The following is a 15,779-nucleotide window of genomic DNA, read 5'->3' on the forward strand; positions in this document are numbered from 1 at the left end:
CGTCAGCCTCTGACGCGAGAGCTCGTCCCACGAAACCCCCCGGCCGTCACGGCCGGGGGGTTTCGCATGCGCCGACCGGGTTTGATCCCGGCCCGTTCTGCACAAGTACTCTGCGAACAATCACAGTTGACCGCATAGCGAACACCGGGTAACCGCCTTCGGACAAGATCTGGTCAAAAGATTGACTGGCCACTGTCAAATTTCCGGCGACCGGTGCCACTCTCTCCGGGCCCCCCTCACGAAACGTGTGTGTCAAGTGAAGGAGACCGAGTGAGAATCGCTCTGCGTACTGCTGCGATCGCCGCGTCCGCCGCCATGGTCGTCGTCGGAGTACAGGCAGGTTCGGCAGGAGCCGCCCCGGACCGTGCGGCCGGCGCCACCGCCCTGCCGCTCAGCGCCTCTCAGCGCGCCACGGCCATCAAGGAGGCCCAGGGCCGGGCCGATTCCGTCGCCGCGCAGATCAAGCTGGGCGGCAAGGAGAAGCTCGTCGTCCGCGATGTGATCAAGGACGCCGACGGCACCGTACACACCCGCTACGAGCGCACCTACGACGGACTGCCCGTGCTCGGTGGCGACCTCATCACCCACGCCAGGAAGGACGGCTCCCTCAAGGGGGTGTCCCGGGCGACGTCGGCCACGATATCCGTGGCGTCGTCGGACGCCACCGTCAGCGCCAAGGCCGGTGCGCGGAAGGTGATCTGGGCCGCCGCCGGAAAGCCCGCGCTCGCGTACGAGAACGTGGTCAGGGGCACCCAGCCGGACGGGACACCCAGTGAGCGCCACGTCATCACCGACGCCACCAGCGGCAAGGAGCTCTACGCGTACGAGGCCATCGACACGGGGTCCGGAACCAGCCAGTACAGCGGCACCGTGCCCCTCGGAACCACGGCCTCCGGGTCCGGTTACAGCCTGACCGACGGCGGTCGCGGCAGCCACACCACGTACGACCTGAACGGCTCCACCACCGGCACCGGGACGCTCTTCACCGACACCGACGACATCTGGGGCAACGGTCTCGCGACCAACCGTCAGACCGCCGCCGTCGACGCCCACTACGGCGCCGCCACGACCTGGGACTTCTACAAGAACGAGCTGGGCCGCAACGGCATCGCCGGCGACGGCAAGGCCGCGTACTCCCGGGTCCACTACGGCAACGCGTACGTCAACGCCTTCTGGTCGGACAGTTGCTTCTGCATGACGTACGGCGACGGTTCGGGCAACCTCAAGCCGCTCACCTCACTGGATGTCGCCGGACACGAAATGAGCCACGGCCTGACCGCGTCCACCGCCGGGCTGAAGTACAGCCGTGAGTCGGGCGGGCTCAACGAGGCGACCAGCGACATGTTCGGCACGGCGGTCGAGTTCTACGCCGACAACAGCAGCGACAGCGGCGACTACCTCATCGGCGAGAAGATCGACATCAGGGGCAACGGCACCCCGCTGCGTTACATGGACAAGCCGAGCAAGGACGGCGCCTCGGCCGACTACTGGTCGAAGACGGTCGGCCGGCTCGACGTCCACTACTCGTCCGGGCCCGCCAACCACTTCTTCTACCTGCTGTCGGAGGGCAGCGGCGCGAAGACGGTCAACGGCGTCTCCTACAACTCCCCCACCTCCAACGGCTCCACCGTCACGGGGATCGGGCGCGCCAAGGCCGTCCAGATCTGGTACAAGGCGCTCACCACGTACATGACCTCGTCCACCGACTACGCCGCGGCCCGCGTCGCCACGCTGAAGGCGGCGACCGACCTGTACGGGGCGGGCAGCGCGGAGTACTCAGCCGTCGCCGCCGCTTGGTCCGGGATCAACGTCAACTAGTACCGCATTTGGGCCGATCCTGCGGAACGCCTCGCGCCGCGCACATGCTCCGCAACGCCGAAGCTGTGCGCGGCGTTTCGGCGCGCGGAGTTCCGAGCCGCTGTCACCGCAGGACTCCGCCGAATAACGAACACAAGCGCATCCCATTCGGACAAGAAGTGGTCAAAAAATTGTGAGGCATTTGTTAGTACACCGTCAATGTCGGTCATTCGGTGGCACGCTCTCGGCTCGTAACCCCCCACGGAACGAGCAACGGAGAACGCATGACCCCCCACATGAACACCCGTCGCGCCGCAGCCCTGGCCGCCGTGGCCGCGATGGTCGTCGTCGGCGTCCAGACCGGTGCGGCAAACGCCGCGCCGGACACCGGCAATGACGGTCCCTCCGCCTCTCGCAGCGCCGCCCCCTCCGGCGCGAACAGCGCCTCGCAGCGCACCGCCGCCATCAAGTCGGCGCAGTCCGACGCCTCTTCGACCGCCGACTCCCTCGGGCTCGGCAGCCAGGAGAAGCTGATCGCCCGTGATGTGATCAAGGACGCCGACGGCACCGTCCACACCCGCTACGAGCGCACCTACGCCGGCCTCCCGGTCATCGGCGGCGACCTCGTCACCCACACCGCCCGCAGCGGAAAGCTCAAGAGCGTCACCAAGGCGACCGGGGCCCGGATATCCGTGACCTCGACGACGCCGAAGATCAAGACCACGGCGAGTGGCCGCAAGGTGATCTGGGCGGGTGGCGGCAAGCCCGTCCTCGCCTTCGAGACGGTGAAGACCGGGGTGCGGAAGGACGGCACGCCGAGCAGGCTGCACATCATCACCGACGCGACCACCGGCAAGAAGCTCCAGAGCTACGAGGCGATCGAGACCGGCGTCGGCAACAGCCAGTACAGCGGCCAGGTCGACCTGACGACCACCGCGGCCGGCTCCGGTTTCGAGCTGACCGACGGCGACCGCGGCGGTCACAAGACGTACGACCTCAACCAGGGCGAGAGCGGCACCGGTGACCTCGTCACGGACGACGACGACACCTGGGGCGACGGCACCGGCAACGACCGCCAGACCGCCGCCGTCGACGCCGCCTACGGTGCTGCGAAGACCTGGGACTTCTACAAGTCGGCGTTCGGCCGCGACGGCATCGCCGGTGACGGCAAGGCCGCGTACTCGCGGGTCCACTACGGCGACGGGTACGTCAACGCGTTCTGGGACGACAGCTGCTTCTGCATGACGTACGGCGACGGTGCCGACAACAAGAGCGCCCTCACCGCTCTCGACGTCGCGGGTCACGAGATGAGCCACGGCCTGACCGCGTCCACCGCCAACCTCGACTACGTCGGGGAGTCCGGCGGCCTGAACGAGGCGACCAGCGACATCCTCGGCACCTCGGTGGAGTTCGCCGCCGACAACAGCACGGACGTCGGCGACTACCTCATCGGCGAGAAGATCGACATCAACGGCGACGGCACCCCGCTGCGCTACATGGACAAGCCGAGCAAGGACGGCGGCTCCGCGGACTACTGGGACAGCAGCGTCGGCGACCTCGACGTGCACTACTCCTCCGGAGTCGCCAACCACTTCTTCTACCTGCTGTCCGAGGGCAGCGGCGCGAAGACGATCAACGGCGTCGACTACGACTCCCCGACCATCGACGGCTCGACGGTCACCGGCATCGGCCGGGACAAGGCCGTCCAGATCTGGTACAAGGCCCTCTCCGAGTACATGACGTCGACCACCGACTACGCGGCCGCCCGCACGGCGACCGAGAAGGCGGCGACCGACCTGTACGGGGCGGACAGCGCCGAGCTCGCGGCAGTCGACGCCGCCTGGAGCGGCGTCAATGTGAAGTAGCCCCACCGCTGTACGCGGGAGCCGGTCAGTCCTTCGAGGCGGGCCGGCTCCCGCCGTACAGCCAGGTGTTCCACAGCGCCGTCAGATCCTGACCCGTCGCCTTCTCCACATAGGCGGTGAAGTCGGCGGTCGACGCGTTGCCGTGCCGGTGGGCCTTCGTCCAACCCCTGACGAGCGCGAAGAAACGCTCGTCGTCGTCGACAGCCTGCCGGATCTTGTGGATGACCATCGCCCCGCGCCCGTACACCGGCGCCTGCGAGATGTCCGCGGCGGTCGGCGGATCGGCGGGCGGAAAGGCCCAGTTGTCGTCGTCGTCGAAGGCGGCGTCGAACCGCTTCTGGACCGGGGTGCCCTCCTGGTCGTCCTCCCACAGCCACTCCGCGTAGGTCGCGAAGCCCTCGTTGAGCCACATGTCCCGCCAGCTCTTGGGCGTGACGGAGTCCCCGAACCACTCGTGGGCCATCTCGTGGACGAGCAGTCCGGCGTCCGGCGTCCCCGGGAAGAACGGCCGGTTCTGGGTCTCCAGCGCATATCCGGCGTCCCCGGGACGCCCGACGATCGCGCCCGTGGCGGAGAAGGGGTACGGGCCGAAACGTTTCGCCTCCCATTTCACGATCTCGGGAACCCGGGCGAGAATCCGCGCGCTGTCCGCCGCCACCTTCGTGTCCGCTGCGGTGAACACCTTGATGCCGTCCGGGGTGGTCGACGTCTTCGTGTCGAAGCGGCCGATGGCGACCGTCGCGAGATAGCTCGCCATCGGTTCGGCGGTGTGCCAGTGGTACGTGGTGGTGGTGCCCGAGGTGCTGCGGGATGTCAGCTCGCCGTTGGAGACGGCCGTCAGGCCCTTGGGGACGGTCACGGTGATGTCGTACGACGCCTTGTCGCTCGGGTGGTTGTTGCCGGGGAACCAGGCCATGGAACCGGTCGGCTCACCGAGCGCGACCGATCCGTCCGCGGTCCTCAGCCAGCCCTCCTTCGACCTGTCGGGGTCGGTGAGGGTCTGCGGGGAGCCGGAGTAGCGGACGACCGTACGGAACGTCCTGCCCTTGTGGAGCCGGCTCTCGATCTCGGCGTCGGGGCGCAGAGTCAGTTCGTGCCCCGCCCGGTTGACTGCGGCAGGGCGGCCCTCGACGGTCGCGGACCGCACGGTGAGCCCGGCGAGGTCGAGGTTGAAGGCGCTGAGGTCCTGGGTGGCGCGCGCGGTGATCGTGGCGGTGCCGCGCAGACGGCGGGCGGCCGGGTCGACGACGAGGGCGAGGTCGTAGTGCGTGACGTCGTAGCCGCCGTTGCCGAGCTTCGGGAAGTACGGGTCGTGCAGACCGGCGGCGCCGGGGGTGCCTTCGACACCGCCGGTGCCGCCGGTGCAGGCTGTGGACGTCGTCAGAACCAGCAGTGCGAGGGCGGCGGCGCGTGCCGTGCGGCGTACAGATGTTCGCTGATCCACACAAGTGATCCTAGGTGCGAAATGTCTGAATGCGCTTGTGCGGACACGGCGGGTGCTTACTTCGCGAGGGCGGCGACGCCGGCCTTCGCGAACTTCTCGTCGAGGTCGCCGCTGGGGGCCCCGGCCACTCCGATGCGATCACCCGATCGTGCAGCAGGCCGCCACGGCGTTGACGCCCCCACGGGCATGACACCATCGAACTGTGCTCGACATCGGCTACTCCCTCTCCCGACGCTTCCCCGATCCCCCGCAGACCGACTACCGCCGCGCGGACGTCCACGCCCTGCGGCACGATCTGTTCTCCGGGGACGTCTACCTCGCGGACACCAAGGCGGACCGCGAAGTGTCCACAGCCTGGGGATGGGTGCCGGTGCTCGACTTCGCGTGGGCGCTGTGCGACATCGTCGAGCAGATCGACCAGGACCCGCGCGGCAACCGCTCGCACCGGCGGCAGTTCGCCGAGCTGGACTTCACCGAATCGTCCGACCGGATGCTCTTCGAGCGCCGCTTCGGCTGGGTCGACGTCGAGGCCGACTGGATGCCCGGCGACGAACCCCCGCTCACCTTCAGCCACTCGCTGCTGCGCCGCGAGGCCCGCGACTTCCTGCACGACCTGATCGCCGACCTCGCCGACATGCACGAAGGGCTCGCCGACAACCCCGTGATCTGGGACCTCCAGGCCCGCTTCCCCCGTATCTGACCCGCACCCGGCGGACTACGCCTCCACCCGCACCCCGATCTGCGCCGCGAACGCCGGAGCCAGCTCCATCAGCTGTGACGGGCTGATCACCGCACCCGCCAGCCGCTCCACCCCGCGGGCGATGTCCAGCTCCGCGACCGTCCGCAGATCCACCGACTCCATCCGTACGGAACTGAAGTCGGCCCGCTTCAGCACACAGTCGCGGAACTCCACCCGCACCAGCTGCGCATCCCCGAAATCCGGCTCGGACAGCACACAGCCCTCGAACACCACGTCCTTCAGCCGCGCCTTCCGCAGATTCAGGTAGTCGATCTTCCCGCCGCGCACCAGCACCCGCTCCAGCACCGCACCGTGCAACTGCACCCCGCCCAGTCGTGCGTCCACCACCTCCACATCGCGCAGCGACGCCCCCGCGAGGTCGGTGCCCACACCCCGTACGCCCGTCAGCACCGAGTCGATGAAACGGGCCCTGACCAGCTCCGTACGGTCCAGTGCGCAGCCGTCCAGCGCACAGTCCATGAAACGGGCCCCCGGACCCGCCTCGTCCGCAAGATCCGTCCCATCGAACCGCACACCGTCGTAGTCCCCGTCCGGCTCCAGTCCTCCCCCGTCGTACGGAACGAGCGGCGGCAGCCGCACCTCCGGCCGCCGTGCCGCTGCGATCGTGTCCGTCTTCCTGCTGCTCCGCGCCATGCCCCCATCGTGACCCACCCCACTGACAACGCCCCCTCGCCGTTGTCACAAACGGGCGCCGCGAACCGTCCCGTACACAACAGCGCCCTTCAGCGAAGGAGACCGGGACCATGCAGCGCATCCACATCATCGGCGGCGGCCTCGCCGGGTTCACCGCAGCGATCACCGCCGCCGAGTCCGGCGCCCTGGTGACCGTCCACGAGGCCCACCACACCCTCGGAGGACGGGCCAGAACCGCCGAAGGCCCGTACCGCACCAACGAAGGACCCCACGCCCTCTACCGTCGCGGACCGCACTGGACCTGGCTCGACCGGCGCAACCTCCTGGGCCCCGTCGCCACCGTCCCGCCCCTCGAAGGCGCACGGCTCCGCTTCCGCCTCGACGGCACCCTGCGCCGTACCCCGCCGCTCGCCCTCCTCCGCCTCACCCGCCGCCGCGCCGAACAGGCACCCGTCGACACCGACTTCCGCACCTGGGCCACCGGACAGGTCGGCGAGGCGGGCGCCCGCGCGGCCGCGCACTACGCCGCCGTCGCGCTCTACCACCACGACCCCGGTGCGCTCTCCGCCGCGTTCGTCCAGGAACGGCTGCGCCGCGCCGCCGCGCTGCCGCCCGAGGCCCGCTACCCCGTCGGCGGCTGGGCACAGGTCATCGACCGGATGGCGGCCCGCGCCTGGAACCTCAGCGTCCGGATCGAGACGGCGGCGCGCGTGGACGCCGACACCCTCGACACCCTGACCGGGCAGGGCCCGGTGATCGTCGCCACCTCCCTCGACGCGGCCCGCACCCTGCTCCGCGACCCCTCACTGACCTGGGGCAGCGGCAGGACCGCGCTCATCGACCTGGCCCTGCGCACCCGGCGCGGCGACGCCTTCGCCGTGTCCGACCTCGACGCCCCCGGCTGGATCGAACGCTTCAGTGCCCAGGACCGCACCCTCGCGCCCGCCGGACAGCAGCTCGTCCAGGGGCAGTTCCCCCTCGCTCCCGGCGAGTCCAGGGCCATCGGCATCGCCCGCGCCGAGGAGCTGCTCGACCTCGGCCACCCGGGCTGGCGCGAGCGCACCGTATGGCGGCGTGAGGCCCTCGCCTCCGGCCGCACCGGCGCGGTCGACCGGCCCGGCACCACCTGGCGCGACCGGCCCGCCATCGACCGCGGCAACGGCATCTACCTCGCGGGCGACCAGGTCGCCGCGCCCGGACTGCTCAGCGAGGTGTCGTTCAACAGCGGAATGGAGGCGGCGCTGCTCGCCCTCAAGGCTTCCGAGAGCCGGACCACCGCCCGCACCTCCACGGCAGGGCTTGACCTCGAGCAGGCTTGAGGTCGGAGGGTGGCTGCACAGGGCCACGGGCCCCACAGGCCCACAGCGACCGACACCACTCGCCGTCGACTACACCCTCCCCGACTGGTCCCGGCAGGTCCGCACCCACCTCGACGGACTCGGCCGTCACGCCACCGTCGTCCACGACTCCGTCGGTGGCACCACCGGCCGCGCCGCCGTCGACCTCCTCGGCAAGGGCGGGCAGCACATCGTGTTCGGCTGGTCCGGCGCCGGACTCCACGACGGAGCACCGCTCACCTTCACCGACGAGGAACTCGCCGGACGCGGCATCACCTCCGGGAGCGTGCTCGGCCGCGTCATGATGGCGAGGGCGGGCGGCCTGCGCGCCCTCGAAACGCGATCGCTCTCCGAGGCGGCCTCCGGCCGGCTCCGCCCCACGGTCCAGCGCTTCCCGCTCGCCGAAGCGGCCACTGCCCACCGCGCCCTGGAGACCCGGGCACAATGGGCGAGGTCGTCCTGATTCCGTAACCCGGCGAGGACCTACTCGACGCCGAGCTGTTCCCCGAGCTTCGACAACGCCCCGTCCGTCAGCCGGTACACCGTCCACTCGTCCTGCGGCCGCGCGCCCAGCGACTCGTAGAACGCGATGGACGGGGTGTTCCAGTTCAGCACCGACCACTCCAGGCGCTCGTAGCCGCGCTCCACACAGATCCGCGCCAGCTCCGTCAGCAACGCCTTCCCGTGCCCACCGCCGCGCCGCTCCGGACGTACGTACAGGTCCTCCAGGTAGATGCCGTGCACCCCGCGCCACGTGGAGAAGTTCAGGAACCACAGCGCGAAGCCGACGACCTCGCCGTCGTCGTCCGACTCGGCAATGTGCGCGTACGCGGCGGGCCGCTCGCCGAACAGTGCCTCATGCAGCTGCTCCTCGGTGGCGTTCGCCTCGTGCAGGGCCTTCTCGTAGTCGGCCAGCTCACGGACCATGGCGTGGATGACGGGGACATCGGCAGGAATAGCGGTACGAATCATGAGGGCAGCGTAAGCACGGGCTTGTCCTGCGCTGACCCCGCCCCAGCAACTGCCGTGCGGTCTCGGCCTGATCCGGCTCCAGCCGCCGCTCCCCGTCCGCCGGCGGCGCTGCCGGGGCGGCCCGCCCTGGCAGCGCCGCGAGAAAGGCCCGCCCTGCCGCCCCGTTGTACTTGGACCGGGTGTCAATCAGCTCGTCCGGAATGTCGATCACGCGGACGATCGTAGAGCCGTGCATCAATCGGATATGACTCCGAGCAGCCCTGCCCCGCCCACCCGGCCGCACACCACCGCCGGCTCGTGGATCCGCAGCGTCGGCTCATGGATTCGCAGCGCACCCGGCACCTACATCTGGCTGACCGCACTCTTCTTCACCGCCGTCATCGTCCACCAGATGTCACCGGACTTCGAAGAGGACTTCCTGCGCCAGCGCTCGACCAACATCCACGAACTTTCCCGGGACCCCGTACACGTACTGATCGCCAGCGCCTTCTGGATCGACGGCGGTCACTGGATTCCCTACGCCGTCCTCTACACCGCCTTCCACGCCCCCGCCGAACGCTGGCTCGGCACCCTGCGCTGGCTCGCCGTCGCCCTCGCGGCCCATGTCCTTGCCACGCTCGTCAGCGAAGGCGTCCTGGCCTGGGCCATCCGGCACGGACACGTACCGCCGGCCGCCGTCAACACGCTGGATGTCGGGGTCAGTTACGCACTCGCGGGCGTCGTCGCGGTCCTCACGTACCGCATCCCGGCGCCCTGGCGGTACGTGTACCTCTTCGCCGTCCTCGTCTTCTACGGCATCCCGCTCATCACCGGCCGCACCTTCACCGACCTCGGCCACTTCGCCTCCGTACTCATCGGCCTCGCCTGCTACCCACTGACCCGGTCCCGGCCGAAGACGAAAACCCCTCCGGCGCAGTAACGTCCCGCCCCAGAGGAAGTACGACCTCAGGCAACGCTTCACACCGGACAAAGCAGGGGCAACATGAGCACCGTCAGCACCGTCAACGGCGGCATATCGTTCTGGTACGCGGACCAAGGAACCCCCATCCCCCGGGAACCCCTCCCCGGCGACGCAACCGCCGACATCTGCATCGTCGGCGGCGGATACACCGGACTGTGGACCGCCTACTACCTCAAGAAGGCCGTCCCCTTCCTCAACATCACCATCCTCGAAGCCAAGTTCTGCGGATACGGCGCCTCCGGGCGCAACGGCGGCTGGCTGTACAACGGCATCGCGGGCCGCGACCGCTACGCCAAGCTCCACGGCCACGAAGCCGCCGTCCGTCTCCAGCAGGCGATGAACGACACTGTCGACGAGGTCGTCCGTGTGGCCGCCGAGGAGAACATCGACGCCGACATCCACCAGGGCGGTGTTCTCGAAGTCGCCTACACCCCCGCCCAGCTGGCCCGGCTCAAGGACTTCCACTCCGTCGAGATCGCCTTCGGCGAGAAGGACCGCGTCCTGCGCGGCGCCCGCGAGACCGGCGAACGCATCAACGTCACCGGAGCCGTCGGTTCCACCTGGACTCCGCACGGTGCCCGCCTGCACCCGGTCAAACTCGTCAAGGGCCTCGCCGCGACCGTGGAGGCGCTCGGCGTCACCATCCACGAGTCGACGCCCGTCACCGAGATCAAGCCCAAGCACGCCCACACCCCGTACGGCACCGTCCGCGCCCCGTACATCCTGCGCTGCACCGAGGGCTTCACCGCAAACCTCAAGGGCCAGAGGCGCACCTGGCTCCCCATGAACTCCTCGATGATCGCCACCGAGCCGCTCCCCCGGTCCGTGTGGGACACCATCGGCTGGGACGGCCGCGAAACACTCGGCGACATGGCCCACGCCTACATGTACGCCCAGCGCACCGCGGACGACCGCATCGCACTCGGCGGCCGCGGCGTCCCGTACCGGTACGGCTCAGGTGCGGCCCACTTCAACGACACAGCCCGCACCCAGCCCGCGACCATCGAGGCCCTCCGCGACATCCTCGTCCGCCTCTTCCCCACCACCGGGGCCGCCCGCATCGATCACGCCTGGTCCGGCGTCCTCGGCGTCCCCCGCGACTGGTGCGCCACCGTCACCCTCGACCGCTCCACCGGCCTCGGCTGGGCCGGCGGCTACGTCGGCTCCGGCGTCGCCACCACCAACCTCGCCGCCCGCACCCTGCGCGATCTGATCCAGCAGGACTCCGGCCAGTCCGGCCCCACGGAACTGACCGCGCTGCCCTGGGTCAACCACCGGGTCCGCCGCTGGGAACCGGAACCCTTCCGCTGGCTCGGCGTCCACGGCATGTACGCCGCCTACCGCACCGCCGACCGCCGCGAACTCACCTCGCCCCGCCCCGGCACGGACCCCATCGCGAAGGCCGCGGACCGGCTGTCCGGACGGCACTGACCGGAAAAACGGACGGGCACCCGCCACCGGGTGGTGGCAGGTGCCCGCGGTTCGCTCGCTCGTCCCCGCCGCCGGCGCCCCGGTGGTGAGGGTCTGCGCCGCTGCGGCCACCCGACCGCGCAGCCGGTCCGGCGTGACCGACATGCGGTAGGTGAGCGGACCGGTCTGCCCCTCGGTCCCGGGCGCGAGCACCTCCGCCGACAGACGGGAGCCGGCCGGCGGCCGCGCTTCCCGGCCGGCCGCGGTGTTCCACGTCATCCCTTCGCCCTCACTCCTCGCACTCGTCCGGGTCCGCCGACGGGATACGGGTGTCCTTCGGGCACCACGGGTCGATGGGTGCGCACTCCCTGCGCCGCCCGAGATCGTCCAGAATCCAGCCGAGCCGTTTCACCGTACGCAGCACGACGGCGTGCTCGACGATTTCGAACTCGGGCAGAGCGGCGGTGATCCGCTCCTCCAGGTCATGCGCGCCCGCGGTGGAACGCAGCCAGGTGGATACCCGGAAATTGGTGCCGCCGCTGGTGGCGACCAGCAGGCGGATCTCGGGCATGCGGGCCAGTCGCTCGCTGACGCGCTTGCGGTCGCCCGGCGGGACCCGGCCCCACAGAAGCGTCGTCACCGGCCAGCCCGTGAGGTGCTGGGAGATCTCGCAGCGGAAGGAGACCGCGCCCGAGTGCTCCAGCCGGGACAGCCTGCGGCGGGTCGCCGTGTGACTGGCACCGGTGCGTTCGGCGAGTTCGGTGACCGGCAGTCTGCCGTCCGGAGCCAGTGCGAGCAGGAGCGTGCGGTCGGCGGGTGACAGCCACCCGGTCCGCGCCGGCCGGCTCGGCGCAGCCGCGGGGTGCAGGCGCTCGCGCTGGGTGCGGGACAGGGCATCCAGCCGCCAGGCGCTTCCGGACGTATAGGTGTGCGTGCTGATCTGCACATCGACCTTCACCACCCCGGGGAGGCGGCTGACCTGGTCCAGGACGAAACGCGACAGTGCGTGCAGATCGCTGGTGATGACGTTGACATGCAGATCACGGCCGCTGGCGACCTCCATCACCGATTTGGTTCTCGGATCGCGGGCCAGGGCGAGTGCCACCCGGCCGCGCTGTGCCGGATGGCACTGAATGTCGAGAAAGGCATCACACAGCGAGCGCCACAGGCTGGAACCGCCGGTCGCGGTGACCCATGCCTGTCCCGTGGCGGCCAGCCGCCGCCAGCGTCGGGCCGCCGTGGCGGCGCTGACCCCCAGGACGTCGCCGAGCGTGGCCCATGAGGCACGCGGCGCGATCTGCAGACAGTTGGCGAGCGCGAGGTCGGCCTCCTCCAAGCGGCCGTCCGGGAGCGAGTCGGCGAAATCGTGCATGCAGGGCCTCCAGAAAGCGATTCTCGACGATTTTCGGCCCTGCTGGCCGTAAATGCACACGATGATGCAGCGCGGTCGGCCACCCCGGAACGGCGGTCAGGATTCGACCGAATCACCCCACTTCGCTCCCCCCGTTTCCCTTCGTGCGGAAAGGTTTCCTTTTGCGATGCCCCATGAGCTGACCACCACAGAGGTGGCCCCGCAGCCGAAGGTGCTGCGGGCAGCCTTCCGCAGCTTCGCCGTGATCGAGAGAGTGGGCAACCGACTGCCCCATCCCTTCTGGCTGTTCTGGCTGCTGGCACTGCTTGTCGTCGCGCTGAGCGCGGTCCTGTCCGCGGCAGGTCTCGGCGCCGTCCAGCCCGGAGGCGACGAGGCCGTCGCGGTACGCAGCCTGCTCAGCCGGGACGGCATCGCGATGATGGTCGGGGAGGCGGTGGAGAACTTCGCGAGCTTCCCCCCGCTGGCCACGATCATCACGGTGATGCTCGGCATCGCGGTGGCCGAGCGCAGCGGACTGATCAGTACCCTGCTGCGCCGTCTCGTCGCACGGGTACCGGGCAAGTACCTGACTTTCGCCCTGTCCATGACCGCGATGGTCGGCCACGTCGCCGGCGACGCCGCTTACGTGACCCTCATCCCCCTGGGCGCTCTGGTGTTCCGCGCTGCCGGCCGCAGCCCCGTGCTCGGCTGCATCGTCGCATTCGTCTCCATCTCGGCGGGCTACGACGCCTCGCCCTCGCTGACGACCACCGACGTACTGCTGTCCACGATCTCCACTGCCGCCGCGCAGACGATCGACCCGGGTTACGTCGTCACTCCTGTGGCGAACTACTACTTCAGCCTGGCGTCCTCGGTGCTCGTCGCCCTCGTCATCACCCTGGTCACCGAGAAGGTCCTGGCCCGCCGCCCTGATCTGGAGACCGACGGGCCCGCCTCGGACCTGAACGCCGCGGAACTGGCCGACGTCGAGGTCACCTCCGCCCAGCGCCGCGCCCTGCGGGTGACCGGACTGGTCGCGCTGGCCTTCGTGGCCGCTCTGGTCCTCGTCATGCTGCCGACGACGTCTCCGCTGCGCGGCGAAGGTGGCAGTGTGGTCCAGTCCCCACTGTTCTCGGGCATGGCCCTTCTTCTGGGTGTCTTCTTCGCGCTTCTGGGCACCGTGTACGGCCGGATCACCGGGTCCCTCCCCGGGTCCCGGGACGTGGTGGCGGCCATGATCGAGGGCGCCCGGTCCATGGCGCCGATCCTGGTGCTGTTCTTCGCCATCTCCCAGTTCCTCGCCTACTTCAAGTGGAGTCACATCGGCGAGGTACTCGCGATACGGGGCGCGGAAGCGCTGCAGAACCTCGGCGTTCACGGGTGGGTGGTCCTGCTGGGGATAGCCGTCCTGGTCACCTTCATGAACCTGGCCATCACCAGCGGATCCGCGCTCTGGGCGCTGGCCGCACCGGTGTTCATCCCCATGCTCATGCTCATCGGGATCAGCCCTGAGGCCACCCAGGCCGTCTACCGGGTGGCCGACTCCGTCAGCAACTGCATCACGCCCATGAGCCCGTACTTCGCCATGGCTCTCGGCTTCATCCAGCGCTACCGGAAGTCGGCGGGTATCGGCACGCTCGCCTCGTTCACCATCCCCCTGGCCGCTGTCGTCTGGGTGGTGTGGGTCGGCTTCGTCCTGGCCTGGTATCTGCTCGGCATCCCCTTCGGCCCCGGCGCCTGACCCCGAATCCCCCGCATTCCCACGGAGCGACCGCACCATGATCTTCGAGCTCGCCCGCAGCGCCGACGCCGCCGCTGCGGACATCCTCACCGACATCACCGACCTCGTCGCCTGCGAGACCCACAGTTACGACCTCCCCGGTCTCGGCCACGGCCTCGACCTGCTGAGCACCCTCGTTGCCCGCCGGCTCGGCGCCCCCACAGAAGTGGAACGGCACCCGGGCGGCGAGCAGGGCGACACGACGGTCTTCACCTACGAAGGGCACGGGCCGGGACATGTCGCGATCGTCGGCCACTACGACACCGTGTGGCCGCGGGGCACACTCGCGAACTGGCCGATCGCCTCCGACCGCGACGGAGACGGGCGGCTACGCCTGAGCGGGCCCGGCATCTTCGACATGAAAACAGGCCTCGCTCAGGGCATCTGGGCTCTCAAACTGCTCCGCGAGAGCGGTGCGGCAGTGCCCACGGTGACCTTCGTCCTCAATGGCGACGAGGAGATCGGCTCCCTCTCGTCCCGCCCGGTGATCGAACGGATCGCGGCATCCGTGGATGCCACGCTGGTCCTTGAGGCGAGTGTGGACGGTGCCGTCAAAACAGGCCGCAAGGGCGGGGGGATCTTCACGGTGACGGCCACCGGAGTGGAAGCACACGCCGGGCTGAACCCCGAGGCCGGAGCAAGCGCGATCCACGCGCTCGCCGAGTTCATCACGGATGCTGCGGCCACAGCTGTACCCGCGAAGGGAACCACGGTCAACGTGGGGCGTATCAGCGGCGGATCCGGAACGAACGTCGTGGCCGGACAGGCGTCCGCGAGCATCGACATCCGTGTTCTCACCCAGGCGGAGCAGGACCGCGTGGACGCCGCGTTCGACGAGATCCAGGTGAGCGACCCGCGCGTCCGCATCGACGTCCAGCACGGCTGGAACCGGCCGCCGATGACGCTGAACGCCGCGTCGGAGTCCCTGTTGAAGACCGCGCGCGCGGTGTCGGAGGAACTCGGCCGGACTCTCGCCGACGTCACCGTCGGTGGTGCCAGCGACGCGAATTTCGTCGCTGGTCTGGGCCTTCCCGTGCTCTGCGGCCTGGGAGCGGTGGGCGGGGGCGCCCATGCGAGGCACGAGTTCATCTACCCGGACACGGTGGCTCACCAGACCGCGCTGGTCGCCGGGATCCTGCACCGGCTGGCCGGCGCCTCCTGACGCACCGGTACGCCGATGGTCCACCGGCGCCCCGAGCAGCAGCCATCGGGCCGGCCAGGCACCGTGACATCCGAAAACGCACAGCAGGAGACCCAGGTCGGAGCGTTGTCCGGCCTGGGTCTCTTGCAGAGCCCCCTGTCGGATTCGAACCGACGACTACGCATTACAAGTTGTCGGATCTGGTTCCACGGACGTCCACCGACGTCCTCCGGGGTGGCGAATTCCCTGGTCAGGACGCCTCGCAGACCTAAGCGAACACGGGTGGACGACTGCGGATGCGGCGGCAACTGAGACTGCGACTGAGACT

12 protein-coding genes and 3 pseudogenes are annotated in these 15,779 nt (G+C 69.6%); 9 read left to right on the forward strand and 6 right to left on the reverse strand.

Features of this window, described 5'->3' with window-relative positions:
- Positions 1-315: 315 nt before the first annotated feature.
- A complete protein-coding gene (locus OG953_RS19445; protein ID WP_405691926.1) occupies positions 316-1,818 on the forward strand; it encodes a M4 family metallopeptidase in 1,503 nt (500 codons plus the stop codon).
- A gap of 263 nt (positions 1,819-2,081) precedes the next feature.
- Complete coding sequence (locus OG953_RS19450) at positions 2,082-3,662, forward strand: M4 family metallopeptidase (protein ID WP_405685732.1); 1,581 nt, start codon at positions 2,082-2,084, stop codon at positions 3,660-3,662.
- Positions 3,663-3,687: 25 nt separating this feature from the next.
- On the opposite strand, the gene OG953_RS19455 is transcribed toward OG953_RS19450, so the two are convergent.
- Positions 3,688-5,106: a M1 family metallopeptidase gene (locus OG953_RS19455; RefSeq protein ID WP_405685734.1), complete on the reverse strand. Its 1,419-nt coding sequence runs from the start codon at positions 5,104-5,106 to the stop codon at positions 3,688-3,690.
- 56 nt (positions 5,107-5,162) lie between these two features.
- A pseudogene (locus OG953_RS19460) lies at positions 5,163-5,243 on the reverse strand (heme-binding protein); the annotation flags it as partial.
- Positions 5,244-5,308: 65 nt separating this feature from the next.
- Between OG953_RS19460 and OG953_RS19465 the strand changes: the two are divergent.
- Positions 5,309-5,806: a hypothetical protein gene (locus tag OG953_RS19465; RefSeq protein WP_114245809.1), complete on the forward strand. Its 498-nt coding sequence runs from the start codon at positions 5,309-5,311 to the stop codon at positions 5,804-5,806.
- A 15-nt stretch (positions 5,807-5,821) separates the two neighbouring features.
- Here OG953_RS19465 and OG953_RS19470 read toward each other — a convergent pair whose 3' ends face one another.
- Positions 5,822-6,499, reverse strand: a complete 678-nt coding sequence (locus tag OG953_RS19470; protein ID WP_405685736.1) for a pentapeptide repeat-containing protein — start codon at positions 6,497-6,499, stop codon at positions 5,822-5,824.
- A 110-nt stretch (positions 6,500-6,609) separates the two neighbouring features.
- Here OG953_RS19470 and OG953_RS19475 point away from each other — a divergent pair, with 110 nt between their 5' ends.
- Complete coding sequence (locus OG953_RS19475) at positions 6,610-7,818, forward strand: NAD(P)-binding protein (RefSeq protein WP_405685738.1); 1,209 nt, start codon at positions 6,610-6,612, stop codon at positions 7,816-7,818.
- Between the two features lie 58 nt (positions 7,819-7,876).
- Positions 7,877-8,307, forward strand: a pseudogene (locus OG953_RS19480) (zinc-binding dehydrogenase); the annotation flags it as partial.
- A gap of 12 nt (positions 8,308-8,319) precedes the next feature.
- Here OG953_RS19480 and OG953_RS19485 read toward each other — a convergent pair.
- The gene (locus OG953_RS19485; RefSeq protein ID WP_405685740.1) at positions 8,320-8,808 is read right to left on the reverse strand and encodes a GNAT family N-acetyltransferase; all 489 of its coding nucleotides are present in this window, start codon (positions 8,806-8,808) and stop codon (positions 8,320-8,322) included.
- A 118-nt stretch (positions 8,809-8,926) separates the two neighbouring features.
- Positions 8,927-9,019 (reverse strand): annotated as a pseudogene (locus OG953_RS19490) (hydroxyurea phosphotransferase); the annotation flags it as partial.
- A 33-nt stretch (positions 9,020-9,052) separates the two neighbouring features.
- Between OG953_RS19490 and OG953_RS19495 the strand changes: the two are divergent.
- Together OG953_RS19495 and OG953_RS19500 are read left to right on the forward strand one after the other, a co-directional pair.
- A complete protein-coding gene (locus OG953_RS19495; RefSeq protein ID WP_405685742.1) occupies positions 9,053-9,727 on the forward strand; it encodes a rhomboid-like protein in 675 nt (224 codons plus the stop codon).
- 63 nt (positions 9,728-9,790) lie between these two features.
- Positions 9,791-11,200: an NAD(P)/FAD-dependent oxidoreductase gene (locus tag OG953_RS19500; RefSeq protein WP_405685744.1), complete on the forward strand. Its 1,410-nt coding sequence runs from the start codon at positions 9,791-9,793 to the stop codon at positions 11,198-11,200.
- 268 nt (positions 11,201-11,468) lie between these two features.
- On the opposite strand, the gene OG953_RS19505 is transcribed toward OG953_RS19500, so the two are convergent.
- Positions 11,469-12,551: an AsnC family transcriptional regulator gene (locus tag OG953_RS19505; RefSeq protein ID WP_405685746.1), complete on the reverse strand. Its 1,083-nt coding sequence runs from the start codon at positions 12,549-12,551 to the stop codon at positions 11,469-11,471.
- A 166-nt stretch (positions 12,552-12,717) separates the two neighbouring features.
- Here OG953_RS19505 and OG953_RS19510 point away from each other — a divergent pair, with 166 nt between their 5' ends.
- Entirely contained in the window at positions 12,718-14,271 is a 1,554-nt protein-coding gene (locus tag OG953_RS19510; RefSeq protein WP_405685748.1) for an AbgT family transporter, read from the forward strand.
- A 37-nt stretch (positions 14,272-14,308) separates the two neighbouring features.
- Positions 14,309-15,472, forward strand: a complete 1,164-nt coding sequence (locus tag OG953_RS19515; RefSeq protein WP_405685750.1) for a M20 family metallopeptidase — start codon at positions 14,309-14,311, stop codon at positions 15,470-15,472.
- Positions 15,473-15,779 lie beyond the last annotated feature (307 nt).

The organism is Streptomyces sp. NBC_00057 (genome assembly GCF_045041165.1).
Classification (GTDB): domain Bacteria; phylum Actinomycetota; class Actinomycetes; order Streptomycetales; family Streptomycetaceae; genus Streptomyces.

Excerpts from the sequence above, each read along its gene's own strand:
- OG953_RS19505 (WP_405685746.1), bottom strand. The coding sequence starts at position 12,551 with ATGCACGATTTCGCCGACTCGCTCCCGGACGGCCGCTTGGAGGAGGCC.
- OG953_RS19445 (WP_405691926.1), top strand. The coding sequence starts at position 316 with ATGGTCGTCGTCGGAGTACAGGCAGGTTCGGCAGGAGCCGCCCCGGAC.
- OG953_RS19510 (WP_405685748.1), top strand. The coding sequence starts at position 12,718 with ATGCCCCATGAGCTGACCACCACAGAGGTGGCCCCGCAGCCGAAGGTG.
- OG953_RS19470 (WP_405685736.1), bottom strand. The coding sequence starts at position 6,499 with ATGGCGCGGAGCAGCAGGAAGACGGACACGATCGCAGCGGCACGGCGG.
- OG953_RS19515 (WP_405685750.1), top strand. The coding sequence starts at position 14,309 with ATGATCTTCGAGCTCGCCCGCAGCGCCGACGCCGCCGCTGCGGACATC.
- OG953_RS19450 (WP_405685732.1), top strand. The coding sequence starts at position 2,082 with ATGACCCCCCACATGAACACCCGTCGCGCCGCAGCCCTGGCCGCCGTG.
- OG953_RS19485 (WP_405685740.1), bottom strand. The coding sequence starts at position 8,808 with ATGATTCGTACCGCTATTCCTGCCGATGTCCCCGTCATCCACGCCATG.
- OG953_RS19475 (WP_405685738.1), top strand. The coding sequence starts at position 6,610 with ATGCAGCGCATCCACATCATCGGCGGCGGCCTCGCCGGGTTCACCGCA.
- OG953_RS19500 (WP_405685744.1), top strand. The coding sequence starts at position 9,791 with ATGAGCACCGTCAGCACCGTCAACGGCGGCATATCGTTCTGGTACGCG.
- OG953_RS19495 (WP_405685742.1), top strand. The coding sequence starts at position 9,053 with ATGACTCCGAGCAGCCCTGCCCCGCCCACCCGGCCGCACACCACCGCC.